This window comes from Leyella stercorea DSM 18206 (assembly GCF_000235885.1).
Classification (GTDB): Bacteria; Bacteroidota; Bacteroidia; order Bacteroidales; family Bacteroidaceae; genus Prevotella; species Prevotella stercorea.
Genome location: NZ_JH379395.1, coordinates 1 through 22159 on the forward strand (window position 1 = coordinate 1; position 22159 = coordinate 22159).

17 protein-coding genes are annotated in these 22159 nt (G+C 53.3%); 7 read left to right on the forward strand and 10 right to left on the reverse strand.

Features of this window, described 5'->3' with window-relative positions:
• Positions 1-86: 86 nt before the first annotated feature.
• On the reverse strand, positions 87-236 hold the full coding sequence (locus tag HMPREF0673_RS13745) for a hypothetical protein (protein ID WP_022429761.1): 150 nt from the start codon (positions 234-236) through the stop codon (positions 87-89).
• A gap of 334 nt (positions 237-570) precedes the next feature.
• Between HMPREF0673_RS13745 and HMPREF0673_RS03675 the strand changes: the two genes are divergently transcribed.
• Positions 571-2511, forward strand: coding sequence for a DEAD/DEAH box helicase (locus HMPREF0673_RS03675; RefSeq protein ID WP_040596358.1), 1941 nt, complete (start codon positions 571-573; stop codon positions 2509-2511).
• A gap of 161 nt (positions 2512-2672) precedes the next feature.
• Here HMPREF0673_RS03675 and HMPREF0673_RS03680 read toward each other — a convergent pair whose 3' ends face one another.
• The 7 genes from HMPREF0673_RS03680 to citD form a co-directional block, all read right to left on the reverse strand.
• A complete protein-coding gene (locus HMPREF0673_RS03680; protein ID WP_007898226.1) occupies positions 2673-3884 on the reverse strand; it encodes an NADP-dependent isocitrate dehydrogenase in 1212 nt (403 codons plus the stop codon).
• Between the two features lie 19 nt (positions 3885-3903).
• Complete coding sequence (locus tag HMPREF0673_RS03685; protein ID WP_007898229.1) at positions 3904-6141, reverse strand: hydratase; 2238 nt, start codon at positions 6139-6141, stop codon at positions 3904-3906.
• 80 nt (positions 6142-6221) lie between these two features.
• Complete coding sequence (locus HMPREF0673_RS03690; RefSeq protein WP_007898231.1) at positions 6222-8030, reverse strand: GNAT family N-acetyltransferase; 1809 nt, start codon at positions 8028-8030, stop codon at positions 6222-6224.
• Positions 8031-8050: 20 nt separating this feature from the next.
• Positions 8051-8584: a citrate lyase holo-[acyl-carrier protein] synthase gene (citX, locus tag HMPREF0673_RS03695; RefSeq protein WP_007898234.1), complete on the reverse strand. Its 534-nt coding sequence runs from the start codon at positions 8582-8584 to the stop codon at positions 8051-8053.
• A 15-nt stretch (positions 8585-8599) separates the two neighbouring features.
• On the reverse strand, positions 8600-10138 hold the full coding sequence (citF, locus tag HMPREF0673_RS03700) for a citrate lyase subunit alpha (protein ID WP_007898236.1): 1539 nt from the start codon (positions 10136-10138) through the stop codon (positions 8600-8602).
• A complete protein-coding gene (gene citE / locus HMPREF0673_RS03705) occupies positions 10135-11025 on the reverse strand; it encodes a citrate (pro-3S)-lyase subunit beta (protein ID WP_022157586.1) in 891 nt (296 codons plus the stop codon). The genes citF and citE overlap by 4 nt, the downstream gene beginning before the upstream one ends.
• Before the next feature lie 19 nt (positions 11026-11044).
• Positions 11045-11326, reverse strand: a complete 282-nt coding sequence (gene citD / locus HMPREF0673_RS03710; RefSeq protein ID WP_007898241.1) for a citrate lyase acyl carrier protein — start codon at positions 11324-11326, stop codon at positions 11045-11047.
• Between the two features lie 663 nt (positions 11327-11989).
• Between citD and HMPREF0673_RS03715 the strand changes: the two genes are divergently transcribed.
• The gene (locus HMPREF0673_RS03715; RefSeq protein ID WP_007898249.1) at positions 11990-12385 is read left to right on the forward strand and encodes an Hsp20/alpha crystallin family protein; all 396 of its coding nucleotides are present in this window, start codon (positions 11990-11992) and stop codon (positions 12383-12385) included.
• Between the two features lie 150 nt (positions 12386-12535).
• Here HMPREF0673_RS03715 and buk read toward each other — a convergent pair whose 3' ends face one another.
• Positions 12536-13597, reverse strand: coding sequence for a butyrate kinase (gene buk / locus HMPREF0673_RS03720; RefSeq protein ID WP_007898252.1), 1062 nt, complete (start codon positions 13595-13597; stop codon positions 12536-12538).
• Positions 13598-13612: 15 nt separating this feature from the next.
• A complete protein-coding gene (locus HMPREF0673_RS03725) occupies positions 13613-14536 on the reverse strand; it encodes a phosphate acyltransferase (RefSeq protein WP_007898254.1) in 924 nt (307 codons plus the stop codon).
• Between the two features lie 183 nt (positions 14537-14719).
• On the opposite strand from HMPREF0673_RS03725, the gene HMPREF0673_RS03730 reads away from it, so the two are divergent.
• The 5 genes from HMPREF0673_RS03730 to HMPREF0673_RS03750 all read left to right on the forward strand — a co-directional run bounded on the left by HMPREF0673_RS03730 (position 14720) and on the right by HMPREF0673_RS03750 (position 22128).
• Positions 14720-16021 carry a THUMP-like domain-containing protein gene (locus HMPREF0673_RS03730; RefSeq protein WP_007898257.1) on the forward strand — a complete coding sequence of 434 codons (1302 nt, stop codon included), beginning with the start codon at positions 14720-14722 and terminating at the stop codon, positions 16019-16021.
• A 142-nt stretch (positions 16022-16163) separates the two neighbouring features.
• Positions 16164-17312: a hypothetical protein gene (locus HMPREF0673_RS03735; RefSeq protein WP_007898261.1), complete on the forward strand. Its 1149-nt coding sequence runs from the start codon at positions 16164-16166 to the stop codon at positions 17310-17312.
• Positions 17313-17376: 64 nt separating this feature from the next.
• Entirely contained in the window at positions 17377-19320 is a 1944-nt protein-coding gene (locus HMPREF0673_RS03740) for a DNA topoisomerase IV subunit B (protein ID WP_007898264.1), read from the forward strand.
• Positions 19321-19382: 62 nt separating this feature from the next.
• Positions 19383-20936, forward strand: coding sequence for a S41 family peptidase (locus HMPREF0673_RS03745; protein ID WP_040596360.1), 1554 nt, complete (start codon positions 19383-19385; stop codon positions 20934-20936).
• 226 nt (positions 20937-21162) lie between these two features.
• Entirely contained in the window at positions 21163-22128 is a 966-nt protein-coding gene (locus HMPREF0673_RS03750; RefSeq protein WP_007898268.1) for a PCMD domain-containing protein, read from the forward strand.
• Positions 22129-22159 lie beyond the last annotated feature (31 nt).

Below are 22159 nucleotides of genomic sequence, written 5' to 3' on the forward strand. Positions count from 1 at the left end.
TATAGCCTGACACAGTTTATTTTACACTCTCCGCCCGTGTTTTGCACGGGCGTTTATTTTGCTATATAATTGATTCTATTAACGTATTACAATACGTTGAATGTTACCGGTTCCTCTCCTGTTCGCGTCTTGTAGTCATCGTAAAGCATTTCGCGCATCTTTTCTACCATAGCCTTTTTCTGTTCTTTGGCAGAATTCCAGCGTCTCAATGCTTCTGCTTTAGTTATTTTCTCCATTTTGAAAAATCTTTATATTATTCTATCATTTGCAAAAATACACTTTTTATTTCTATTCCTCAAAATCTTTTTTTGGTTTTTTAGTTATATAAAATTTCATTTGTTTCGCTTAATCGGATTTTTGCAGTAACTTTGCACCCGAATTCAGGATTTATATTTTACGGGAAGCTGCCCAAATGTCTTCAATCAATTTCTTATTCGCTAAAGATACGACGTTGTGACATGGCTGGGGAAGACACCGAGCAGCTACAGATTAGAGTTAAGTCCACCCCTTTTTAGTATTAAGCAGTCTTGTAAAGCTACTGGCTTGCAGGCATTAACGAACAACATCACATTGAAGACATTTGAAGAATTGGGCGTAAGCGAAGAGATTCGCCGCGCCATTGAGGAACTCGGCTTCGAACATCCGATGCCGGTTCAGGAGGAAGTTATACCGTTTTTGTTGGGTAATGGTAACGACGTAATTGCGCTCGCGCAGACCGGAACGGGCAAGACCGCCGCGTTCGGAATACCATTGTTGCAGCGTACCGACCCGACAGACCGCACTACGCAGGCTATCGTCATCTCGCCCACACGCGAGCTTTGCCTTCAGATAGCCGACGACCTGAAGTCATTCTCAAAGTATATTAAAGGTATTAACATTGTTGCCGTGTACGGCGGTACGTCTATCGTCGACCAGATGCGCGCTCTGAAGCATGGAGCGCAGATTATCGTGGCTACACCGGGCAGACTTATCGACCTCATGCACCGCGGAGCCGCAAAGCTCGAGGCTGTACAGAACGTGGTGCTCGACGAGGCTGACGAGATGCTCAACATGGGCTTCTCCGACAGCATCAACGAGATATTCGACAACGTGCCGGCTGACCGCAACACGCTGCTCTTCTCGGCTACGATGAGCAAGGAGATTGAGAAGATTGCGCTCAACTATCTGCACGACCATAAGGAGATTGTGGTGGGTTCGCGCAACGAGGGCGCGGAGAATGTCAACCATATCTACTATATGGTGAACGCGAAGGACAAGTACCTTGCGCTGAAGCGCATCGTCGACTTCTATCCGCGCATCTACGGCATCGTGTTCTGTCGCACCAAGGCTGAGACGCAGGAGGTGGCAGACAAGCTTATACGCGACGGATACAACGCTGAGCCGCTGCACGGCGACCTCTCGCAGCAGCAGCGCGACATAACGATGCAGAAGTTCCGCCAGCACATCACACAGTTGCTCGTGGCTACCGACGTGGCAGCACGCGGACTGGACGTGGACGACCTCACGCACGTCATCAACTACGGTATGCCGGGCGATACCGAGAGCTATACCCACCGCTCTGGTCGCACCGGACGCGCAGGCAAGAAGGGCACATCAATCTCTATCATCCACACCAAGGAGCGTGGACGTGTGCGCGAAGTGGAGCGCGTGATAGGCAAGGAGTTCGTTGACGGCACGCTGCCTACGCCGCAGGAGATTTGTTCGAAGCAGCTCTTTAAGGCTATCGACGAGATTGAGAAGGTGGACGTGGACGACGAGCAGATAGCACCGTTCATGGAGGACATCAACCGCCACTTCGAATACTTCGACAAGGAGGACATTCTGAAGAAGATTGTGTCGCTGGAGTTCGGCAAGTTCCTGAAGTACTACGCCAATGCGCCTGAGATACAGAAGCCGTCTACAAGCCGAGACCGCAAGGAGCGTGGCGAGGGTCGCGACGGCAGAAAGCGCGAAAAGCGTGCGCCGGAGGCAGGCTATCGCCGTCTGTTCATAAACCTCGGTAAGGACGACGGCTTCTATCCGGGCGAGGTGATGCAGTTCCTCAACCGCAACGTGCATGGCCGCCAGGAGGTGGGACACATCGATCTGCTTGCCCGCATCTCGTACATAGAGGTGCCGGAGCAGGATGCCGAGAAGGTGATGCGCGCGCTGAACGGAGCCACATACCGCAACCGCACCGTGCGCTGCAACGATGCCGACGACACGGCTGCTGCAAGTGGCGACGGAAAGCGTGGCTCGCGTCGCTCTTCCGACCGCGACGGTGGTCGCACATCGCGCCGTAAGGACGCAGCTAACGATGCTAACCCATACGAGAAACGCTCCAAGCGTCGCAACGAGATGGAGGGACGCAACCGCTCGCAGCGTGGTCAGCGCGGACAGTCGCGCTACGAGAGCGGACGCAAGGACGACTGGCGACAGTTCATCAACAACCCCGACATTCAGCTCAAAGGCGATGAGCCAGACTTCTCTGAAGAAGGATGGGCGCGCCGTAAGCCAAGAAAGAAGAAGTAAAGAATAGACAGCAATAATAAAATAAGGGGAGTCATCGCAAGTTAGTACGACGTGCTAACCAGCGGTGACTCCCCTTATAATGTTTAACTATATGCACTGAAGCATTCGGTTCTTACTTCAGTAATATTCGTTTACGCTTTGTACTATTTCGAGTTGGCATCTTATGCCAACTTCTTCTCCAAGCGTTCGCGGATGGCAGCGATGAAGCCGGCAGAGTTCTTGGTCTGCGGAGTAACGCCTTCCATGAGTCCTGCGAGGTCCTTCGTAACGATACCCTCGTTGAGAGTGTCGAAGCAGGCAGCCTCGAGAGCATCAGCGTAGCGCACGAGTTCGGGCAGGTTATCCATCTCGCCACGTTTGCGCAGAGCGCCGCTCCAAGCGAAGATAGTAGCCATAGGGTTGGTAGATGTCTCCTCGCCCTTCAGATACTTGTAGTAGTGGCGTGTAACGGTGCCGTGAGCAGCCTCGTACTCGTACTTGCCGTCAGGCGAAACGAGCACGGAAGTCATCATTGCCAATGAGCCGAATGCTGTAGAAACCATGTCGGACATAACGTCGCCGTCGTAGTTCTTACAAGCCCAGATGAAGCCGCCCTTAGAGCGGATAACGCGTGCTACTGCGTCGTCGATGAGGGTGTAGAAGAACTCTAAGCCGCGCTTCTCGAACTCCTCCTTGTACTCCTCGAATACTTCGTAGAAGATAATCTTGAACTGTGCGTCGTACTTCTTCGAGATGGTGTCCTTTGTAGAGAACCAGAGACTCTGATTGGTGTCGAGCGCGAACTTGAAGCAAGAGTGTGCGAACGAACGTATCGACTTGTCGGTGTTGTGCATTGCCTGGAGCACGCCGGCGCCCTTGAATGTGTGAACCACAACCTCCTCGTGCTTGCCGCTCTCGCCGTCGAAGATGAGCTTAGCTACGCCTGGCTCGTCGGCGCGAATCTCTACGCTCTTGTAAACGTCTCCGTAAGCGTGACGTGCGATGGTGATAGGCTTCTCCCAGTTCTTCACTGCCGGATGGATGCTCGGGATGGTGATAGGTGTACGGAATACTGTGCCGTCGAGGATAGAGCGGATGGTGCCGTTAGGGCTCTTCCACATCTGATGGAGCTTGTACTCGTCCATGCGCTGATGGTTAGGTGTGATGGTAGCACACTTAACGGCTACGCCCAAGCGTTTTGTTGCCTCGGCTGCGTCCTTTGTTATCTGGTCGCCGGTCTCGTCGCGTTTAACGAGTCCTAAGTCGTAATACTCTGTCTTGAGGTCAACGAACGGAAGAATGAGCTCATCCTTGATCATCTGCCACAAAATACGTGTCATCTCGTCACCATCCATCTCTACGAGTGGGGTGGTCATCTGAATTTTTTCGGTCATAGTTATTTGGATTTAAGAGTTATTTCTTGTTCTTATAATAGTTCATCAAGCAACCGTCTGCCAGGATCTGACGCTCGTCGGCGGTGAGGTTCTGGAAGAAGAGGTGTATAGGTTTAACGCCGTCGCGTGCGATAACCTGTGCGTCAATCTCCTCCTTACCGGTGAGGATAGCCTCGCGGATGCCTGGTACGAAGAGTTTGTCGCCCGGCTCGAAGTTGAACTCAACGTCCTTAGCGATTGTGAACGGCACGATACCCCAGTTGATGCAGTTAGAACGATAGCGCTTTGTAGCGTACTCGTAGCAAACGTTAGCGTCGCCGCCGAGCACCTTCTGGCAAGAAGCAGCCTGCTCGCGAGCCGAGCCGTCGCCAGGGCGGTTAGCGAATACGCATGAACCGAACGATGTATCCTCAGCCTTTGCGCCCACCTTAGCGAGAGCCTCTGCGATGTTTGCGCTTACCTCACCTGCACGGCGTGCGAGGTCCTGCTTCTGAATCTCCTTGCTCAGACCTACGTACTCAGGCACGCGGCGAGAGAGGGCGAACTCAGAAAGCTTCAACGGGTTAGAACGGTAAGAACTTGTCTCGCCAGACGGGATGAGCTCGTCGGTAGTTGTAACCGGGTCGTGGATAACGGCTGCTAACTCGAGGAGCATGTTCTCCTGCATCGGATACATTGTAGGCCAGTCCTTGATGTTCGGACCATAGCGCAACTCGGTTTCCGGGCGTGGTCTGCCGTAGCCGTTGTAAACGCGGCACTTGTATATCTTCTCGTCGTAAACGTATGGCTTGTGTGTGTTCTCGTACTCCACGTCGGTAGCAGCTGTGATTACGCCACCGTTGGCTGCTGTAGCAGCGATAGAGCGTGCGTCCATAAGCGCAACGAGAGAGAGCTGACCCTGACCAGGCTTAGAACCCTCGCGGTTGGGGAAGTTGCGTGTGGTGTGGCGGATAGACAGACCGTTGTTAGACGGAACGTCGCCTGCTCCGAAGCACGGACCGCAGAATGCCGGCTTCATCACAACACCAGCCTCGATGAGGTCGGCAGTGATGCCCTCGCGTGTCACAGCCATTGATACCGGTGTCGACTGCGGATAAGCCGAAGCCGTGAAGTAGTCGTTGCCGATGCTCTTGCCCTTGAGGATAGCTCCAGCCTCTGCGAGGTTGTCGTATGTGCCGCCCGAGCAGCCGGCGATGATGCCCTGGTCAGCGTAAACCTTACCGTCGACAACCTTGTCAACAAGATGTACGTCCACCTTGTCGCCGAAACGCTTCTTAGCGTCTTCCTCGATGCGTGTGAGGATGCCAACCGGGTCAGCCTGAAGCTCATGGATTGTGACTGCGTTCGACGGGTGGAACGGCAGAGCAATCATAGCCTCCTGCGAAGAGAGGTCGATGCGGATCATCATGTCGTAGTAAGCAACGTCGCCAGGCTTCAGTTCCTTGAAGTCCTGCGGACGCTCGTGTATGTCGTAGTGGTGCTTCACCTCTTCGTCTGTAATCCAGATAGAACTCAAGCAGGTGGTCTCGGTAGTCATAATGTCGATGCCGTTACGGAAGTCGATAGGCAACTCCTTCACGCCAGGGCCTGCGAACTCGAGCACCTTGTTCTTCACAACGCCACTCTCGAATGTAGCCTTCACGAGCGAGATAGCCACGTCGTGCGGACCTACGCCCTTCTTAGGTTTGCCCTCGAGCCATACGAGCACCACCTCAGGTGCGTTGATGTCCCAAGTGTTCTTGAGCAACTGCTTCACGAGCTCGCCACCGCCTTCGCCAACGCCCATGTTGCCGAGTGAGCCGTAGCGTGTGTGAGAGTCGGAACCGAGAATCATATTGCCGCACTTCACCATCATCTCGCGTGCATACTGGTGAATGACAGCCTGGTTAGCAGGCACGTAGATGCCACCATATTTCTTTGCTGCCGACAGACCGAAAACGTGGTCGTCCTCGTTGATAGTGCCACCAACGGCACAGAGTGAGTTGTGGCAGTTGGTCATTGCGTAAGGCAACGGGAACTCCTCCAGTCCGCTTGCGCGTGCTGTCTGTATAATTCCTACGTAAGTGATGTCGTGCGACATCATTGCGTCGAAGCGGATGCGCATCTTTTTACCCTTCGATCCGTCCACGTCGTGCGAGCGGAGGATGCCGTAAGTGATAGTGTTTTCGCGAGCTTCGTCAGGTGTTAAACCTTCATAATTGTCGCAAACTTTGGTACCATTGAGGAGATAGACTCCGTGATTAATAAGTTCTACCATAATGTCAAGGTTTTTAGTTATTAGATTGTTAGAATTGTATTCTTGTTTGCAGGTTGGTGCACTTGCTATAAGTGCACCCCCTATGTTTGTATGCTTCCGATGAATATGGTGAGCGATAGCATGTCAGCAGCTCCGCCTGGTGATATGTTTCGTGCGGTGTAGCGGCGGTCCATGTCTTTTAGAGCAGCCTTCGAGAAGCTGTCGAGCAGTGCTCGGGCTTCCTGCTTCACCTCCTCGGCTGTGGCTAAGTCGGTGCGATAGATGACATTGGTGTCGTCGAGGTCGCACATGATGCGCAGCAGTGTCTTGTGCAGCGTGTACGCATCGTGCTCCTTTCTGCGTTCGATGTAGAACGGGAGCCACTCTGCGAACAGCATCTCGTAGCCTTCGCGAGCATTGTCGAGTGCTCCTTTTATTGCTGTGGTGCCCTTTGAGAGCAGTTTCGCCTTGCTGCCGTGCGTGCCGTTAGTGTCGGGGAAACTGGCAGCGAGTGCTTTTATTGTGGCTTGTAGGGAGTCGGTATTCTCCTCGTGAGCAGCTGCTACAACCGCCAATCCCATTGAGAAGAGTGCCCCTTTGTGGGTGTTCACGCCGTTGGTGGCGCTGAGCATAGCCTTTTCCGCTTCAATGCCTACATCCCTTATGGAGGTGTGCGTGGGCAGAGCATCGGCGCAGCCGAGCAGTGCGAGCTTCACGAAGTAGGGGTGTAGCGTGTCGATGCTGCGTTGCATCAGCGCATAATCCATGTCGCGGTGCGCTCCGTTGTTGTCCTTGTCTACGAGTCCGGGCTTCGGCGTGGTGTCAAGCTCAGCCTGCAGTGCTTGTGTAGCGAGGTGTGCTATTATATAAGGTAGGGTGGTGGGTGGCACGAGTTGTCTTATTGTGCTCATGTCACCTTGCTCCATTGCCTTGCGCACTCGCGATGCGCTTACAGCGTTGCCCTTCTTCTCCAGTCGGGCTGTTTCTCTGACATCGGCGAGCACCTCGTGCATCAGTTGGTTGTAGCGGCGTGTGAGCCGGTCGGTTGGCTCTGTGCCTACGAAGCGGACGGTTGCGCCGAGTGCGGGTGCTATGTGTCGGCGGAAGAGGTCGAGGTCGAGCAGCATCTGCGTGTCGGCTGCGTCGTCGAGACGTTTGAGGAAGTACGTGGGGAACGTAGCCTGACTGATGGCGTACTCGCTTCCGTCTATCACCGTGACGTTCTTAAGATGTGCCACGCCTTGCTCCACCATTGCCTTGCGCTCTGCGTAGGCGAAGAGTGAGCAGTCCTCTCTCACTACCATCACGAACAACCGTTCCACTTGCTTTGCTGCCTGTTCTATCAAGTAGCGGTGACCGAGTGTGAAGGGGTTGCAGTTCATTACCACAACGCCTCGGAGAGGCGTTGTGGTGGTGAGGGGTTGAGGGGTTGAGGGGTTGAGATTTGTTTTTTCTTCCTTTTTACATCCTTGATTATTCTCTTTGCATACTTCACCTTCCTCTTTTATCTTTTTCAGTTGCTCAACCATATAATTGATTCCTCCGATGCCCGTCTCCATAAGTACGGCTTCGGGTGCTTCGGCGAGCAGTCGGAACGACAGACTCTCGAAGAGTTGTCTGTTCTTGGGTTTTGTGAACAACATGACGTTGCTATGTCCCTCCTCGTTAGCGTGTGCTATGAGGTGTGAGATGAGTGTGTTGGCGATAGCTTCGCCCTTATGCGCATCGTCCACAGCCACACACTTTATTACGTTGCCCTTCAGTCCGCCACCAGCTATCATCTCTCCGTCGTCGTCTGTTATGGCAGCGTAGTAGTGCATGTCGTCGAAGCGCAAGCCGTTGCGTTTGAGGAACGCCTCTATGCGTTGTCGTTGACGGGGTGTTGTGGGGTTAAGGGTTTGTATCTCCATAGATTGTTTAAGGTCGTTTGTTATGTTTGTCTTGCCTTAGTGTAAAGGTCTACCATCTCGTTTATCTTCGCCCATATCTCCTCCTGCGTGTGCCAGCGCATCCTCATGCAGTAGCGTGCTTCGTGTTCGCAGACGAGACAACGGCGCGGTTTTTCTCCGATATCGTTTCTTGCGACAGGTATGCCGTCGGTGTTTATAACGTCTATATCGAAGAGTCTGCCCAACGGGTGCGTGTCCTCTATCGTTACCGCTATGCGCTTGGCTTCGAGCAGCGGCAGCGGTGTGATGAGATAAGCCTCGTAGCCCGTGTTGAGGTCGCGCTCGGTGAGGAAACCCTCGCGTTCTGCGTCGCTCATGTCGTTGAGATGGAATGCCTCACGTATAGCCTCTACGGCTGCGTGTGCCGCACAGAGCGACTGATGATTGCGCTTCACGCTTCCTGGCATGACAACGGTGAGGCACACCAGTGTCTTTCCCGAGTGTTCAGCCAGCAGCTTCTGCTGTGTGGCATGGCGTGCGTCGCGGCTCGCCAGAAGTTCGTGAAGCGTAATCATTCTTTGAGTTTTGAGTTATTCAACGATGTTCTTGATGACATCCATCACCGATCCGTCGCGGTTCATCACCACGCCCACCACCTTGTCGCCGAACGGCAGCGGTGCCGGGTTGCCGATTACGGAGAGTGCGCGGTCGCGAAGCTCCTCGAGCGTTACGATCTTCAGTCCGGCAGCCTTTAGGCGTTCGGCTATCTCCGGTCGAGCCGGGTTGACAGCGATGCCGTACTCAGTGACAACAACGTCTACGGTGCGACCCGGAGTGATGAGCGTTGTCACCTCGTTAACGACGCACGGTATTCTGCCACGGAGCAACGGGCAGACGATGATAGAGAGTGCAGAGTCTTCGGCTGTGTCGGGGTGTCCGCCGATAGCGCCGCGTATGATGCCGTCGCTACCTACGAGCACGTTCACGTTGAAGTTGACGTCCACCTCAAGAGCCGAAAGGATAACGATGTCGAGATAGTGCGTAGCCGCACCCTGCTCGTTCATACTTGCGTATTCGCAAGCCGACACCTCCTTGTGTTTCGAGTCGTTCTTGAGCGACTCGGCTGCCACCTTGTCGAACGACTGCACGTCGATTAGACGCTCTATGAGTCCCTCCTCGTGCATCTTCACCATGTGAGCGGTGATGCCGCCGAGGGCGAACGAAGCCTTGATGTCCTGGTCTATCATGCTCTGACGGATGTACTTAACGGCAGCGAGCGAAGCGCCGCCCGAACCGGTCTGTATAGAGAAGCCGTTCTTGAAGTAGCCACTGTTCACAATCACCTTCGCAGCCTGCTGAGCGAGCAGTATGTCGCGTGGGTTCTTGGTGTCGCGGATAGCACCCGAAGCAATCTTCGACGAGTCGCCTACCGACTCAACCTCCACCACGTAGTCTACGTCGTGCTCCGAGATAGAGTTCGGAGTGTTAGGATAGGGCACGAGGTCGTCGGTGAGGATTACCACCTTGTCGGCGTAGTGAGCGTCGGGCAGCGCGTAGCCGAGCGAGCCGCAGATGCTCTTTGCGTTCTCCGAGCGCGAGTAGCCGCAGGCGTTGCCGAGCGGGTCAGAAGAAGAAGCGCCGAGGAACGCCACGTCGATGTGCAACTCGCCCGAAGCGATAGCCTCGCCGCGTCCGCCATGCGAGCGGAACACCACCGGCTTCTCCATCAGTCCGTGCGAAATCTCCTTAGCCAGTTCGCCGCGCAGACCGGATGTCGAAATCTCCGTGATCACGCCGTTGCGAATGTGCTCGATGAGCGGTTCGTGTACGTCCTGCAAGCTTGACGCTGCGAGGTGCAGATTCTTAAATCCCATCTCGGCGAGTTTGTCCACAACCATATTCACCACCTTGTCTCCACCGCGGAAGTGGTGGTGGAACGATATTGTCATGCCGTCCTTCAGTCCCGAGTGGCGTATAGCCTCTTCGAGCGTCATGAGCTTGGGGCTCTTCTGCTGCAGTTCGAGGCGCGGAGTGATGTCCTTGTGTGCCTCTACATTATTATATACGCTTTTTCCCATAGCCTGAGCCACCTGCTCGGCGAGGGTATGTCTTTCGTTCAGTGTGCTCATGCTATGTCCTCCTGTTTAATTACGCCCGAAGCCAGTGCCAAGTCGATGACGCGCTGTGCGCGTATTACCACTGGTCGGTCAACCATTTTACCGTTCACGGCTATTACGCCCGAGCCTTTCTTCTCAGCCTCCTTGATGGCAGCGATAACGGCGAGAGCCTTGTCGATAGCCTTCTGTGTCGGTGTGAACACCTCGTTGATAATCTCGATCTGGCGCGGGTTGATGATCGACTTTCCGTCGAAGCCCAACTGATGAATCAGTTCCACCTCCTTGCGGAATGTTTCCATATCGTTGAGGTTAGAGTAGACGGTGTCGAGCGCGTCGATGCCAGCCGCGCGAGCTGCCACCACGATGGTCTGGCGTGCCATGAGCAGCTCCATGCCCTCGGGTGAGCGTTGTGTCTTCAGGTTGGCGCAGTAGTCCTCCGCGCCGAGCGCAATGCCCATCATGCGCTTAGAAGCAGTAGCTATGGCGTAGGCGTTGACAACGCCGAGCGTGCTCTCCAGTGCAGCCATGATCTGTGTGCGACCCACGCAACCCAGTTCCTGCTCCACCTTTTCAATCTCGCGCTCCACCTCTATTACCTCCTCTGCGGTCTCGGTCTTCGGCATACGTATCACGTCGACGCCAGCCTTAACCACAGCCTCGATGTCCTTCTTGCCATACGGCGTGTTCAGCGGATTGATGCGCACCACCATTTCCGTCGTGCCGTAGTCAATAGTCTTCAGCGCGTTGTAGACGAGCAGGCGTGCAGCGTCCTTCTCTGCCATTGTCACAGAGTCCTCAAGGTCGAGCATTATTGAGTCGGGATGATATATATAGGCATCCTGCATCATACCAGGGTTGTTTCCCGGTACGAACATCATAGTTCTTCTTAGTCGTTTCATAGGTCAAAAAGTTTAGGGGTTAGTCTTTCCACACGTCTTTGCCCGTTGCTCTCACGGCAGCCGCGGTGACGCGTGCGCGGATAGTGCAGTCGAGCGCGCCCTTGTCAGTGGCGTGCACCTCAGCACGGGTGATGCCGAGTCCTTCGAGTGTCTCAACAATCACCTTACGAATCTGGTCGCCAAACTGGTAGGCAACCGAACTTTGCAAATCAATATTCAGACCCTCTTTCTCGCAGGGGGCAATCTGAATCATGATGTCGCCGGACTCCATTGTGCCGGCAGTAGCTTGTTTTAGTTCCATAGGTGTAGTATTTTAAAGTTTATGGTCTTCTTTGAGGGGCAACCTGCGGTGCTTTGGCGAAGAGGAAGCGAGGAGTTGTGTAGAAACGTAATAAAACAAAAATTGCGTAAATACAACAACACTTCCTCCGTCAAGAACACCGAAGAGAACCGAGTTATACTTACGCTCGCGCGAGCAGTATATAGGAAATATATAATGTCTGTGTACGCACAAAACTTATTCAGTGTGCGGTTTCTAAATTCACGGGGTAAAGATACATATTAATTATGAAACGACCAAGTGTTTTTGCTATATTTTTTTTGCTTTAACAACGTTGCGCCCGTGTTACTATGAGCATCCGCGTCGGTCGGTGCGGACATCTGCGTCGGTCGGTGCAGACATCTGCGTCGGTCGGTGCGCGTCGCGCAAACGCCTCTTTAAGACGATTGCTGTTGCAAGTAAAACACGCCAAAATGTCCGCCTGAGCTGACTATTTGTCGCCAAACTGCCAATGTTGCTTACTGTTTATTGTTTTTATGGGCGATTTCGGCATTGGTACGTAAGTTGCATTATGATTAGTGCAAGCCGATGGACGGAAGCCCAAAGGCAAGCAAACGATAAATGTAAAAATTAAAATATAAATAGGAGGTATTTGATATGTTACCAGTAATGAGAAATTCATGGATGCCAGAAGTTTTCAACGACTTTTTTGATACCGACTTTATGCCGCGTACTAACGCAACCGCCCCAGCTATAAATGTTAAAGAGACAGAACACGATTATACAGTAGAGCTTGCAGCAGCCGGAATGAAGAAGGACGACTTCAACATCAACATCGATGCCGACGGCAATCTGCACATCAAGATGGAGAAGAAGAATGAGAAGAAGGATGAGAATAAGAAGGAGCATTATCTGCGCCGCGAGTTCTCTTACACCAAGTTCGAGCAGACGCTTCTCTTGCCTGATGATGTCGACAAGGAGAAGATTGCAGCCAACGTCAGCGATGGTGTGCTCACAATCGACCTTCCGAAGGTTGAGCAGAACGTGCAGAAGGCTGCTCGCCAGATTGAGGTTAAATAACCGTTGATTTTGGTTAGTACTAAATGATATGAATTGTTGTTGATATAAATTTTTGATTAGGTTTAAATGAGAAAGCCCTGCCTCGCACGAATGCGAAGCAGGGCTTTCTTCATAATTTATAATTTATAATTAATAATTATTAATTAATAATTACCTATACTCGTGTACTGGCAGTTCGCCGTTCAATGCTCCTAAGGCGTTGAACGCTAACGACTCCATCTCGCCTTCGCCTGGCATCACGATGACCGGAGCGAGGAAGTCCACCTGCTTCTTTATCTCCTCAACGCAGTACTTGCTGTAGGCGATGCCGCCGGTGAGGATGATAGCATCCGCCTTGCCCCACAGCGCAACCGCCATGGCACCGATCTGCTTCGACACGGTGTAGAGCATAGCCTCGAGCACTTCGTGGAACGGCTCCTCGCCAGCCTCTGCGCGGCGCGATATCTCCTTCATGTCTTTCATGCCGAGTAGCGCCTGGCAGCCACCGTTGCCTGCTAACATCTTCATAATCTCTGCCTGAGTATGCTTGCCCGAGAAGCAGAGTCGCACGAGCTGGTCGGCAGGCAGTGTTCCGGCACGTTCCGGCGCGATAGGACCCTCACCGTTGAGTGCGTTGTTCACATCGATCACCTTGCCCTCGTGGTGAGCCGACACGCAGATGCCGCCACCGAGGTGAGCCACTACGAGGTTCATCTCCTCATACTTGCGTCCGATGCTGCGCGCATAGCGGCGCGAGGCTGCCTTGGCGTTGAGCGCATGGAAGATAGACTCGCGCTTCATGAACGGCAGACCCGTATAGCGTGCACGTGTCATAAACTCGTCTACCACCACAGGGTCAGCCATGTAGGCTGGGCAGTGGCACATCTGTGCGATGTCGTCGGCAAGGATCGAACCGAGGTTGCACACATGCTTGTGCTTGGCGTTGATGAGGTCCTGCTTCATCTGCTCGTTAATGGCATACACACCGCCGTGCAACGGTTTCAGCAGACCGCCTCTACCGATTACGGCATCGAATTCCAAAGGTATTCCTGCTTCCTCCAAGAGCTTCAGGATGAAGTTCTTGCGGTACTCGTACTGCTCCATCTCGGTTGCGTACTTGTCTACTTCCTCCTGCGGATGCAGTCCGTCGGATGTCCATACAGCGTGTTCGTCTTCATACACAGCCACCTTTGTAGAGGTGCAGCCAGGGTTGATCACAAATATTTTTTTCATGAATATGTCTTGAGTTTACTGTTTGTTAATCGCTTTCAGGCAAGCAGTTGCTAAAGAGTAGAATTTGGAGTCGGCAGTGTCGGCGCGCGATGTCACCACCACGGGTGCAGTCGTGCCTACGAGCATACCAGCCACCGTAGCACCACCGAAGAGAGTTATTGTCTTGTAGAATGTGTTGCCTGCCTCTATGTCAGGGAAGATGAGGCAGTTGGCGTTGCCCACCACTGGCGATGTGATGCCCTTGATGGCTCCGCTCTCTGCGTCGCAAGCAGTCTTCACGTCCATCGGTCCGCCTATCTCCACCTCGCCGTAGGCTCCTGCGGCAGCGTTCGCCTTCAGCTCTTCGTAGCTGAGCGTGAGCGGGAACTTCTCCGATACCTTCTCCGTGCAGTGGATGAGTGCCACACGTGGGCGGTCGCCACCCGTTATGCTGCGGTAGGTGTCGGTGATGTATCGTGTGATGGCATCGTATTGTTCGGTAGTGGGGTAGGGAATGACGGCTGCATCCGAGAAGAACAACAAATGGTTAAGGCTCGGCACATCTGCAACGGCGATGTGTGTGAGTACGCTACCCTTGATGAGTATGCCCTCCTCTTTGTTGAGCACTGCGCGCAAGAGGTTGTCAGTGTTCAGCGAACCCTTCATTAGCACGTCGGCTCTGCCCTCGCGCACCTCCTTAACGGCATGGCGCGCCGCATCGTCATCGTCGTCAGCCACGATGAGTGTAACCTTGTCGGGATAGTCGGCAGCCAATCGGCGTGCGATATCAGCCTTTGCCGTGTTGGCTACAAGGGTGAAGCGTGCGAACTGCTCCGCGATGCTTCGTTCGATAACTTCCTCTGTGTGAGAGTCGGCAGGACATGCCACTGCTACAGTTACGACTCGCTCGGCTGAGCGCAGACGTGCGGGTAGGATTGAAAAGTCAACAATAGGTTCCATACTTTAGGGTATTATGTTTAGGGGTTGCTCATTTTGTTGTCTTCTGTGCAACTTTTGCAAAGTTACAGTAAGTTTGTTATACTGCAAAGAAAATCGGTGAAATTTATTTACATTCATTCTGATGTAGTTATTTAATCGGCTAAATATGTTAACTTTGCAGTCAAAAATAACAATGATATGTCTATGACTACTGCAGAATTTATACGCGAATATCGCGAACGTGATATCCGTCAGCTTGCGCTTCAAGCAAATCGCTTTCCGGATGTTGACATGCCCTACGCTCTCGATCAGATACAAGGCTGGCAGATAGCGCGTCGTAAGCTCCCCAAATGGGCTGCGTGCGATGGCGTGATCTTTCCGCCGCACCTCTCTATGGAGCAGTGCTCGTCAGAACCCACAGCGCAGTATAAGCTCAACTTGGCGATGGAGTGGACGAGTCGAGTTGAGAGTTCAGAGTTGAGAGTTGAGAATTCGGCGGAAGGAGTTAATAATTCTTCTGAGCAGCCTGCAACTCTCAACTCTCAACTCTCAACTCTCAACTGTCATGCGTCCCGCATGACCGACCTGACCGGTGGTTTCGGTGTCGACTTCTCGTTCACCTCATGCGCCTTTGCTGCGGCTACGTACGTGGAGCGCAATGAGCAGCTCTGCCACATCGTTGAGCACAACCTTCCGTTGCTCGGTTTGAACAACGCCACGGTAGTGTGTGCAGATGCCGTGGAGTATCTCTCAACCGTTGAACCGCAGACCATGCTGTTCCTCGACCCGGCGCGTCGCGATGAACACGGTGCCAAGACCGTCATGCTTGCCGATTGCACGCCCGATGTTGTGCAACTCCTGCCCAAGCTGCTTGAGAAGTCGCGCTTCACGATGCTGAAGCTCTCGCCTATGCTCGATTGGCATAAGGCGGTGGACGACTTGCAGGGCACGGTGCGCGAGGTGCACATCGTGTCGGTGGGAGGCGAGTGCAAGGAGTTGCTGCTCGTACTTTCAACGGTGGTAGAGAGCGAACTGAAGGTGTATTGCGCGGATCTTTCTACAGCTTCTGGCTCTTCCTCCCTCTTTGTCTATACACCAGACTCCTCGGCTCCAGTCGCCAACTCAAAACTCAAAACTCAAAACTCAAAATTCCTACACGAGCCCAACGCCTCAATCATGAAAGCAGGCTGCTTCGACGAGTTGGCAGCAGCTTACGGCGTGTCGCCCGTGAGCCGCAACAGCCATCTCTTTCTTTCCGACGAACCCGTTGATGGCTTTCCGGGCAGAAGCTTCGTTGTGGAGCGCGTGACGACGATGAACAAGGGCGAGCTACGCAAGGCGTTGGTAGGCATAGAGAAAGCCAATATAGCTACGCGCAACTTTCCACTCACAGTCGCAGAACTGCGCAAACGCCTCAAAATCAAGGATGGCGGCGACGTGTATATCTTCGCCACAACCACCGCTGAAGGTGAACATCTGCTGCTAATTTCTCGTAAATATCGCTAAATGTTACCCGGTTTTTCGTTAGTTTGAGCATTTTTCCGTACTTTTGCATTTTAAAGGCTTTATTTATAAAGATGTATTGCTTGCCTAAAGAGGCAATCATACAATGTGTATCAAACAAAAGTGAAAGAATAAAACAATTAAAATGTCAGCAATAGAGATTAAGAAAGTTGAGTCGCGCCGCGACCTGTGCAAGTTTATCGATTTCCACAACGAGCTCTATAAAGGTAATCCTTACCACGTGCCAAACCTCTACTTCGATGAGATGAACACCTTCCGTAAGGACAAGAATGCAGCCTTCGACTTCTGTGAGGCAGAGTACTTCATGGCATACCGCGACGGTAAGGCTGTGGGTCGTGTGGCTGCTATCATCAACCACAGTGCCAACAAGAAGTGGGAGCGCGAGTCGGTTCGCTTCGGCTGGATCGACTTCGTTGACGATATCGAAGTGTCTAAAGCACTCCTCAAGGCAGTAGAAGACTACGGCAAGTCGAAAGGTATGAAGGAGATTGTCGGTCCGCTCGGTTTCACCGATATGGACCCCGAGGGAATGCTCCTCTACGGTTACGACCAGCTTGGCACTCAGGCTACGGCATATAACTACCCCTACTATCCGGAGCACATGGATCGCATGGGCGGTTGGGAGAAAGACAACGACTACGTGGAGTATAAGCTCTACGTGCCGGAGGAGATGCCGGAGAAGTATGCTACCATCGCAAAGATGATCCAGAAGCGCTACAACCTGCAGGTGAAGAAGCTGAAGCGCAATGAGATATACGGCGAGAACGGATACGGCAAGAAGATATTCCAGGTAGTGAACGAGACCTTCAAGGACCTCTACGGCTACTCGAAGCTCACCGACCGCCAGATAGAGCAGTACGTGAAGATGTACCTGCCGATGGCTGACCTCGACCTCATCACCATCATCGAGGACTGGAACACACCCGACCACAAGGTGGTTGGCGTAGGCATATCTATCCCGTCGCTCGCCCGCGCTTTGCAGAAGTGCGGTGGCAAGCTCTTCCCGTTCGGATGGTGGCACATCCTTCGCGCGCTGAAGTTCCACAAGACTGAGGTGGTCGACCTGCTCCTCATCGGCGTGTTGCCGGAGTATCGTCAGAAGGGTGCCAACGCATTGCTCTTCTACGACCTCATACCGCACTATCAGCGTCTCGGCTTCAAGTGGGGCGAGACCCACGTCGAGATGGAGACAAACATGAAGGTTCAGGGACAGTGGCAGTATCTCAACCGCGAGATACACAAGCGCCGCAGATGCTACAAGAAGGATATTTAAGTCGGATAGCATCCTCAAGATACGATGACAATACTCGGGATGCTGTAAGATATTAAGAAATAAAATGGAAGAAAACATTCAACCCACAGTTCAATATACCGACGACAACATACGCCACCTCTCCGACATGGAGCACGTGCGTACACGTCCAGGTATGTATATCGGTCGCTTGGGCGACGGACAGTTGCCCGAGGACGGTATCTATGTGCTGCTGAAGGAGGTCATCGACAATTCTATCGACGAGTTCAAGATGAACGCCGGCAAGCGCATAGAGGTAGACATCGACGACCGTCTGCGTGTGTCGGTGCGCGACTATGGTCGTGGCATACCGCAGGGCAAGCTCGTTGAGGCAGTCAGTGTGCTCAACACCGGCGGCAAGTACGACTCGAAGGCGTTCAAGAAGAGCGTGGGTCTGAACGGCGTGGGTGTGAAGGCGGTGAACGCCCTCTCGGCACACTTCGAGGTGAAGTCGTATCGCGACGGCAAGGTGCGTGCGCTCAAGTTCGAGCGCGGCAACCTGACATCGGACATCACCGAGGACTCTGCCGACGAGAACGGCACCTACATCTTCTTCGAGCCCGACCCGACACTGTTCGTCGGCTATTCGTTCCATGACGACTTCGTGGAGACGATGCTGCGCAACTACACCTATCTCAACTCCGGACTCACCATCATGTACAACGGTCGGCGCATCCTCTCGCGCAACGGCTTGGCTGACCTGCTCACCGACACGATGACCACCGACCCGCTTTACCCCATCATACACGTGAAGGGTGAGGACATAGAGATAGCCTTTACGCACACCAACCAGTACGGCGAGGAGTACCACTCCTTCGTCAACGGACAGCACACCACGCAAGGCGGCACCCATCAGAGCGCATTCAAGGAGCACATAGCCCGCACCATCAAGGAGTTCTTCGGCAAGAACTACGAGTTCACCGACATACGCAACGGACTCGTGGCTGCCGTCGCGCTGAACGTAGAGGAGCCGATGTTCGAGAGCCAAACGAAGATTAAGCTCGGCTCGCTGCAGATGGCACCAGGAGGCGAGAGCATCAACAAGTACGTTGGCGACTTCGTGAAGCTTGAGGTAGACAACTTCCTGCACATACACGCCGACGTGGCGGAGGTGATGCAGCAGAAGATAACCGAGAGCGAGCGTGAGCGCAAGGCGATGGCTGGCGTTACGAAGTTGGCACGCGAACGCGCGAAGAAGGCAAACCTTCACAACCGCAAGCTGCGCGACTGTCGCATACACTACTCCGACGCGAAGAACGACCGCAAGGAAGAGTCGTCGATATTCATCACCGAGGGCGATTCTGCCAGCGGATCAATCACAAAGAGCCGCGATGTGAACACGCAAGCCGTGTTCTCGCTGCGCGGAAAACCGCTCAACTCCTACGGACTGACAAAGAAGGTGGTGTACGAGAACGAGGAGTTCAACCTCCTGCAAGCTGCTCTCGACATAGAGGACGGACTCGACACGCTTAGATATAATAAGGTGATAGTGGCGACCGATGCCGATGTCGACGGTATGCACATCCGCCTGCTCATCATCACGTTCTTTCTGCAGTTCTTCCCCGACCTTATCAAGAAGGGACACGTCTACGTGTTGCAGACACCGCTGTTCCGCGTGCGCAACCGTCGCACGAAGATAAAGGATAAGAAGGTAGTGACCGATGCCGACGCACGCCTCACCGGTAAGGAGAAGAAGAGCGACTTCATCACACGCTACTGCTACAGCGAGGACGAACGCCAGCAGGCGATACGCAACCTCGGACCCGACCCGGAGATAACCCGATTCAAAGGTTTGGGCGAAATCTCGCCGGAGGAGTTCGCACATTTCATCGGTCCGGAGATGCGACTCGAACAGGTGACACTTCACAAGACCGACCAGGTGCAGAAGCTCCTCGAGTACTACATGGGCAAGAACACTATGGAGAGGCAGAACTTCATCATCGACAACCTCGTGGTTGAGGAAGACCTGCCCGACGAAGACTTGGCATAAAACAAACTCAGATAATGAAACGTATAGACAAACATAACACAAAGCACCCGTTCTCATGGAAAATGGGAATGGGTGCAGTGGTTTTACTGCTGCTGTGCGCAGCCGCTTTCGCGCAGCGTGTGAACCCACTCAAGAAGCTGCAGATAGCCGAACTGGCTGTCAGCAACCTCTATGTCGACTCGGTCGACGAGCAGAAACTCGTGGAGGATGCCATACGTGGTATGCTCGAGAAACTCGACCCCCATTCCTCGTACACCACTGCCAAGGAGACAAAGTCGCTGACCGAACCACTGCAAGGCTCGTTCGACGGTATCGGCGTGCAGTTCAATATGATTTCGGACACGCTGCTCGTCATACAGCCTGTGCGCAAGGGTCCGTCGGAGAAGGTGGGCATACTCGCCGGCGACCGCATCATCACCGTCAACGACACTACGATAGCAGGCGTTAAGATGGATCGTGCGGACATCATGCGTCGTCTGCGCGGACCGCGTAGCTCGAAGGTGAAGCTCGGCGTGCAGCGTCGTGGCGTGCCCGACCTGCTGCAGTTCACCGTTACGCGTGCCAAGATACCCGTACACACGCTTGATGCCTACTACATGATACGTCCGCGTGTTGGCTACGTGCGCATCGGCTCGTTCGGTGCCACCACCTACGGCGAATTTATGACCGCTGTCGACTCGCTGCAGAAGGCTGGTATGCGCGATCTCATCCTCGACCTTCAGGACAACGGCGGTGGCTATCTGCAGTCGGCGGTGCGCATCGTAGAGGAGTTCCTGCAGAAGGGCGACCTCGTGGTGTACACCGAGGGACGCGCTCAGAAACGTCAAGAGTACAAGGCAGGTGGAGGAGGCAGACTACTGAAGGGCAAGGTCTACGTGCTCATCAACGAGTATTCGGCATCGGCTGCCGAAATCGTTACGGGTGCCATCCAGGATCAGGATCGTGGCACAGTGGTAGGTCGTCGCTCGTTCGGAAAGGGACTTGTGCAGCGTCCTATCGAGTTCGACGATGGTTCAATGATACGCCTCACCATCGCCCACTACTATACGCCATCCGGTCGCTGCATACAGAAGCCGTATGCGAAAGGCGAAAAGGAGGACTATGCGCAAGATATAGAGAAACGTTTCAAGCATGGCGAGCTCTACTCGGCTGACTCAATCCACTTCAACGACTCGCTGCGCTGCTACACTCTGCGCAAGCACCGCACCGTATATGGAGGTGGAGGCATCATGCCCGACGTGTTCGTGCCGCTCGACACCACTCAATATACAGCGTTCCACCGTCAGCTTGTTGCACGCTCACTCGTTATCAACGCCACCCTGCGCTATGTTGAGAACCATCGCGAGGAGCTGAAGGCGGAGTACACGAAGTTCGACGACTATATGAAGCACTTTGAAGTGCCGCAAGCCATGGTCGACAGTCTTTTTGCTGAGGCTGAACGCCAGAAGGTGAAACCGCGCGACGACGAAGAGCGCAACAACACGCTGCCTATGCTTCGCGTACAACTGAAAGCACTTATCGCTCGCGACATCTGGGACATGAACGAGTACTTCCGACTGATGAACGAGCACAATCACACCGTAAGCAAAGCCGTTGAGCTGATTAGTGGCAAATAAATGCGGTTGAAACAAAAGCAGAAAAACGCGGTTGGTATAAAAGCAACTAAAAGTTGTCTTTATTTCCTTACAAGTGTTGACAGACATTAAATATTAAGGCAAATGGAAAACTTTTGTAATATAAAAGTTTTCACATTTGCCTTTTTTGTATATCTTTGTGCCGAATGATACGGCTTTTTGCTTGTTATTCATGTTTTTGTAGCACACAATATATAATCATAAGTATATGAAACATTTTATGTTCAAATCGTGCATTGTGACAATGCTTTGCGTTTTCTGTAGTCTTTCTGCAAGTGCCGAAGGAAAGTTCGTCTTGTTCAAGTATGGCAATTTCGATACTTGGGTGACGCGCCAAATACACGAGTCGTCAGTAATCGGTGGTAGCAAGAAAACCCTTTACGAGATAGGCCCTAACAGAGCTCTCACGGGCAACAACCCATACGTAAACCTCGGCGGATCGCCTTGGGGCACGAGCAACGTGATGGCTAAGGTGTCGGGCATCACAAAGACCAACAACTCGGTGTATCGCGACAACCGCGGTTCGGGACATTGCGTCAAAATGACCACCCATATCGAGACCTGCAAGGTGCTTGGTCTTATTAATATTAAGGTGCTCGCCGCTGGCAGCATCTTCCTCGGCGACATGAAGGAGCCTATCACCGGCACAAAGGAAGGTCCGAAGGCACTCAACTTCGGTATCCCGTTCACCCTGCGTCCGAAGGCTCTGCGCTTCGACTATCGTGTGCAGGTGCCGGGCAACGCCAAGCGCATCCGTCAGACCGGCTTCTCGGCAGTGACCACTGTTCCGGGCAAGGACTACTGTGTGGCTCTGCTGCTCCTCCAGAAACGCCATGAGGATGCTAAGGGAAACATCACGGCGCAGCGCGTGGGCACGGTGGTAGTGAAGTACGGCAAGTCGACCAACGGATGGGTTGAGGATGCCACTTATGAGATTCACTACGGCAATATCACCGGCAAACCATTCTATGATGCGTCGATGATGGGACTGCGTTCTACCGACTACGCACGCAACTCTAAGGGAAAGAGCGTGCTGGTGAAGGAGACCGGCTGGGCTGATGCCGACGCCAAACCGACACACATCATATTGCAGTTCTCGTCGAGCCACGGCGGAGCCTATGTCGGCACCGTGGGCAACACCTTCTGGGTAGACAACGTAGGACTGGTGTATTAAGATGGTGAGGTGTTGAGATGGTGAGGTGTTG